The sequence below is a fragment of the Legionella sp. km772 genome, from assembly GCF_003989735.1.
In the GTDB taxonomy this organism is placed as follows: Bacteria; Pseudomonadota; Gammaproteobacteria; order Legionellales; family Legionellaceae; genus Legionella.
Map to the genome: position 1 here is coordinate 1 of NZ_RZGQ01000176.1, position 5,376 is coordinate 5,376.

The following is a 5,376-nucleotide window of genomic DNA, read 5'->3' on the forward strand; positions in this document are numbered from 1 at the left end:
TTAAATCTTCAACAGTTGATAAAAAAGCTAATACTTCAGACATCCCTTTCTTTCGCCAGTTCAAATAAATGCAGGATTATACTGTTTATGTGACTAATTTCTAGTCATGAAAAGCCCCTGATATAGATTCACCTAGAAAAACGGGTGAAAGTCTTCTTCATATTAATGATAATAACGCTTTGGCTCAGCTGCTAGTGAGCCAAAGCTTCTTTTTTATAATCATTATTCCCGAGCCTCATCGTGCAAATCACGAGGGTTATGATGATCACGAAGACCAAGAAGCTTTTCTTTATGCTTCATGAGTTGTCGATTTAATTTATCCACTAAGGCATCTATCGCCGCGTATAAATCTTCCGATTCTGAGCTAGCATGCAATTCGCCTTTAGATACAAATATAGTCGCCTCCGCAATTTGTCTTAATTTTTCTACATCATACACCACGTGAATGGCGGTGATATGATCAAAATGGCGTTCTAATTTTTGAAATTTTTCCTCAGTAAAGGCTCTAATGGCAGGAGTAACATCCATTCGATGTCCAGTGATGTTGATTTGCATAAGGCTCTCCTTTATTTAATTATTAACTACGAATTACTTTACGTTCGTTTGAAGGGGCAATACCCATTGCCTCTCTATATTTTGCAATGGTACGACGCGCCACCTTAATTCCTTGCTGCGCAATTAAATCAGCTATTTTACTGTCACTTAAAGGTTTTTTTCTGTTTTCAGCCAGGATTAATTTTTTTATAACCGCGCGTATCGCGGTTGATGAGCATTCCCCACCATTATCAGTATTGACGTGACTTGAGAAAAAATATTTTAATTCAAACACCCCGCGAGGGGTATGCATAAACTTCTGGGTAGTTACCCGGGAAATAGTGGATTCATGCATGTCCAAGGCTAAGGCTACGTCGTTCAGCACTAAAGGCTTCATCGCCTCTTCACCAAACTCAAGGAAGCCTTGTTGATATTCTACAATACAATTTGCTACTTTTAGTAAGGTTTCTTGACGGCTTTGAATACTTTTTAAAAACCAACGAGCTTCTTGCAAATTGTTTTTTAGAAATTGATTATCGAGACTATTATCTGCACGCTGAATTAAGGCGGCATATTGGTTATTAATACTTAGGTGAGGAAGGACACCTTGATTTAAATAGACCTTCCATTCATTATTAATTTTTTTAACGGTAATGTCAGGAATAATATATTCTGTAATAGCTTGATTAATTATATTGCCAGGTTTTGGTTGAAGACTTTGGATAATTTGTAGTAATTCATCGATAACCTGTTCACTGACTTGGTGATTTTTAGTTAATTGTTTGTAGTTATGTTGGCCTAGAAGCTCCATATCTTCTGAGATAATTTTCTTAATGAGGGCTAAGCGTTCAGGTGCTAAGTCTAATTGGCCCGCCTGGATTAAGAGCGTTTCTACCAGATTTATTGAGGCGCACCCTACGGGGTCAAAAAGTTGGATTTTATGGCGGACAGCCTCAACCTCTTCGAAATCAATGGGAAAATCATCACTATTGAGGCTTGCGTGTAATTCTGTTGGCGACATGGTAAGAAAGCCGTCTTCATTAATGGCGTCAATTACCGTGGTCGCAATAACGCGATCCACATCACTCATTGGTGAGAGCTCTAATTGCCAACGCAAGTGATCCAATAGGTTCATCGTGGTGCAATGAAGATTATCAAAATTGTAGTCACCCTCGTCAAAACTAGTATTTTTATTGCCCTGATAAAGTTGGGACCACTGAAAATCATTAAACTCATCATTATGCTGATGAGCAAGCTCTGAACTGGGTTCTTCTTTTTCTTCAACGGGGGTAGCTTCAAGCATTGGATTGGATTCAACTATAGATTGAATCTCTTGTTGCAAATCTACTGTAGACAATTGTAAGAGTCTTATAGCTTGTTGCAACTGTGGTGTAAGGGTTAAATGCTGACCAATGTTAAGTTGCAATGATTGTTTCATGCAAATCCTTTTCTTTTCACTGCTGTTATCTATCAGTTTAAACGATCCACTAGGATTATCCAGTCTTTAAGCGGGATAAATTCCCTTTAAATCATTAAGGGCCTGATTTTATAAATTAAACTAGTCCTTTAAATCGACTCGATTTATTTATAAGGGATTAATGGTTGGAATAGATATTACTTTGATAAAGGCAGACCTCTTTTCCTTTTGTATGCAGAGTATAAAAAAAGCCCTGAATTCAGGGCCTTTATTTACTTAACTTTTTTCTCTTTGAAAATCACGTGCTTACGTACTTTAGGATCGTACATTTTTAATTCCATCTTTTCTGGATGGTTACGTGGATTTTTCGTGGTTGTTTTATAGTATCCAGTTCCTGCTGTGGATTCCATTTTCACTTTAACTGTAACAGCTGCCATGGTTTATGCCCCTGATTATACTTTTTCGCCTTTAGCTCTGATTTTATCCAGAACTGCTTTAATACCTAACTTATCAATAATACGCATACCTTTAGTGGTAAGCTTTAAAGTGACAAATCTTTTTTCTTCTTCAACCCAGAACTTGTGGTTCTGAATGTTAGGTAGAAAGCGTCTTCTCGTTTTATTGTTAGCGTGCGACACTTTGTTACCAGACATGGGTCGCTTGCCAGTTACCTGACATACTCTAGACATTATGTTACTCCAAAATAGGTTCTATATATTGTAGTTGTCTTTGTAAAATTCGGGGCTTTCGTTCAAACAAAATAGCCGGATGTGAATACAAGAGCGGTTTTATATCAAAAAAACTCCAATATTGCAATATTTTTTTACTTTGAGTTTCCTTTTGCTTAAATTTAAAACATCAGAAAAACGCAAACTACGCAGTAACTAAATGTAACAAATAATGTGCATTTTGGGAAGCGCAGTAGAAATTTTAAGCAGCTATGCGTATAATCGCGCTCATTTTTAAAAATAAAGAGTATTTTGATGCACCGCAAGATAAAAAGCTATGTGTTACGGGCTGGCCGGGTAAGTAATAGACAACAACAAGGCTTAGATTTTTGGCTTAAAAATTATCAACTCCTCTTGAGAGACTCTTTATGGGATTATGCTGAGATTTTTCAACGTAACTCTGATGTCATTGTTGAAATTGGTTTTGGGATGGGTGCTTCTTTACTCACGATGGCGAAGGCCAATCCTCAATTAGATTATATTGGGATTGAAGTTCATCAGGCAGGGGTAGGTAGCTTAGTAGCCGATCTTCATGAACACCAGGTAGCTAATGTTCGAGTCGTACCCCACGATGCTGTTGAGGTATTTCAGACGCAATTAGCGGATAATTCTTTAGCGGGGGTGCAAATTTTCTTTCCTGACCCATGGCATAAAAAGCGCCATCATAAGCGTCGTCTAATTCAAACTGAATTTATTCAGTTATTAGTAAAAAAAATAAAACCAGGTGGCTTTCTCCATTGTGCTACCGATTGGCAAGATTATGCTGAGCATATCTTAGCGGTGTTAAGTAATGAAACCGCTTTGACTAATCAGCAACATGAAGGTGGTTATGCGCCTAGACCCGAATCTAGGCCTTTGACTAAATTTGAACAGCGTGGTGAGCGCTTGGGGCATGGAGTATGGGACTTAGTGTTCATTAAAAAATGAGCTTAAGTCTAACAAACGATGAAAATTAGTCTTTTTAGGCCAAATTTAATTGTTTTGATCTTCAATTATTCATTGTGTAATATTGGTACTCGCAAAATGAACCATCGCAATTATAAAGGTAGGAAATAAATATGGACTCAATTTTTGAACTTGATAACGCAATACATCAAGGATTAACTGAATTTAAAGCTTATGTACAAGAACAACTAAAAAAGCAACCTGATTTTTTAGAGCATTCCTTTTGTTTAACTGACGCGTCGCAAATGACGGTATTAAACTATTTAATTCATCTGTATCAAGAACCTGCCGCGCAAGAATTAGCAGACAATCTTGAGTCTACTCCCAATCCATTGCGCCCTATGATTGATCATGTACTGGCTTTGATGGACGATAAAAATATAGGGACAGCTTTGCATCAAGCAGTTAGTGAAGGCAAAATAGAACTCGCTTTATATCTACTCTCTTTAGTGCCTAAGGAACTGGAGGCAATAAGCCTACCCCCTGACACCAAGCCTATCAAGAAAAACAAAAGAGCGCTGAGTGTCTTTAATGTGGATCAGCGTGATCAAGAGGGTCGTACTTTATTATCGTTAATTCTAGCAAGTAAAAATGATAATCTATTAGTTGAGCTTTTAAAGCGCAAACCTAATGTCCATGTTCCTACAAACATTGGCGAATTGCGAATACCGTTTCAGCCCCTCCACCAAGCAGTGGTCCTCAATTATCCTCAAGCGATTCGTTTATTAGCAAAAGAGAATGTGCAACTTGCTAATCCTTGTGGCCTTGCACAAGATACCCCGGTTTTATTAGCGGCTCATTTAAGTAAAATTGATGCCTTGGAAGCCTTATTAGAACAACCGATAGAGCAATTGTCATTGGAAGCAAAGCGTACAATTAGCGCGGGAGAAAAAACCACCCAGCACACTGCAATGGATAGGCTTTGTGAGCATCTTTATGAAGGTAAAAATAAAGAAGAGCTTATTCGGGGGATTGCAATGCTTTTGTGTCGCGGAGCCGAACCACCCCAGAGCGAGACAATGCGTCAACTATTAAATAATAATCGAAGTGCCTTATTGAAGGCTATTCATGTTTATTTAGAAGATAAGCCTGATCTAGTAGATCCTTTTGTTCGTCGCTGTCATCAGCGCGAATCCGCGCTCCATAATATTGTATATGCCCATCATTCTTGGGGTAATGCGATTCGCCACTTATTTGGCCAACCAAGTGATGTGGCTTGGGTAGTTGAGAATCTAGTGGTAAGGAAATACACCACTACGAGTAATGAAAAAGAAGTATTACCGACCTCTGTTGCGGCGAACCTTTCCTCTGAAAAAGATCCCGTTAAACTGTATGCGATGTTCGTAAAGCGCTATACCGATGGTTACAATAATCAATTCTTTAAAAACAGTTGGAGTAAGATGCGTTGGATGATTGCCGATGGTCAATGTGATTGGGAAACCGTACAACAATATGTTAAAACTAATCCCAACACCCGCTCAGCGCAGATCTACAATGATATGTTTAAATCCTTAGCCAAAGTTAATGATGCAATCCCTGAGGTCGAGTTAACGGTAACAAACAGCCCCTCAATGTAATTCATTCTGGTGCCAGCATTTGCTGGCCCTTTTTTTAAAAACCGTCCTTAGCCTATCAGTAACTCATGTTACGCACATAAACTTGTAGTTTGACTAAAAAGCATTAGAATTCCGCCCTTAATTTTAGGGAGGGAATTAAATGGATATGCTTGATCTTTATAGTGATTATTTGATT

Annotated in this window: 6 protein-coding genes; 2 read left to right on the top strand and 4 right to left on the bottom strand. The window is 38.2% G+C overall.

Annotation, left to right across the window (positions count from 1 at the left end):
* Nucleotides 1-222: 222 nt before the first annotated feature.
* The 4 genes from hpf to rpmB form a co-directional block, all read right to left on the bottom strand.
* Nucleotides 223-555: a ribosome hibernation promoting factor gene (hpf, locus tag ELY15_RS13040; RefSeq protein WP_127100736.1), complete on the bottom strand. Its 333-nt coding sequence runs from the start codon at nt 553-555 to the stop codon at nt 223-225.
* A gap of 22 nt (nt 556-577) precedes the next feature.
* Entirely contained in the window at nt 578-1,972 is a 1,395-nt protein-coding gene (locus tag ELY15_RS13045; protein ID WP_127100738.1) for an RNA polymerase factor sigma-54, read from the bottom strand.
* Nucleotides 1,973-2,223: 251 nt separating this feature from the next.
* On the bottom strand, nt 2,224-2,388 hold the full coding sequence (rpmG, locus tag ELY15_RS13050) for a 50S ribosomal protein L33 (protein ID WP_127100740.1): 165 nt from the start codon (nt 2,386-2,388) through the stop codon (nt 2,224-2,226).
* Between the two features lie 15 nt (nt 2,389-2,403).
* The gene (gene rpmB, locus ELY15_RS13055) at nt 2,404-2,640 is read right to left on the bottom strand and encodes a 50S ribosomal protein L28 (RefSeq protein ID WP_127100742.1); all 237 of its coding nucleotides are present in this window, start codon (nt 2,638-2,640) and stop codon (nt 2,404-2,406) included.
* A gap of 294 nt (nt 2,641-2,934) precedes the next feature.
* Here rpmB and trmB point away from each other — a divergent pair, with 294 nt between their 5' ends.
* Both trmB and ankC read left to right on the top strand, forming a co-directional pair.
* Nucleotides 2,935-3,606, top strand: coding sequence for a tRNA (guanosine(46)-N7)-methyltransferase TrmB (gene trmB / locus ELY15_RS13060; protein WP_199744225.1), 672 nt, complete (start codon nt 2,935-2,937; stop codon nt 3,604-3,606).
* Nucleotides 3,607-3,737: 131 nt separating this feature from the next.
* Nucleotides 3,738-5,201 carry a Dot/Icm T4SS effector AnkC/LegA12 gene (gene ankC / locus ELY15_RS13065; protein WP_127100746.1) on the top strand — a complete coding sequence of 488 codons (1,464 nt, stop codon included), beginning with the start codon at nt 3,738-3,740 and terminating at the stop codon, nt 5,199-5,201.
* Nucleotides 5,202-5,376 lie beyond the last annotated feature (175 nt).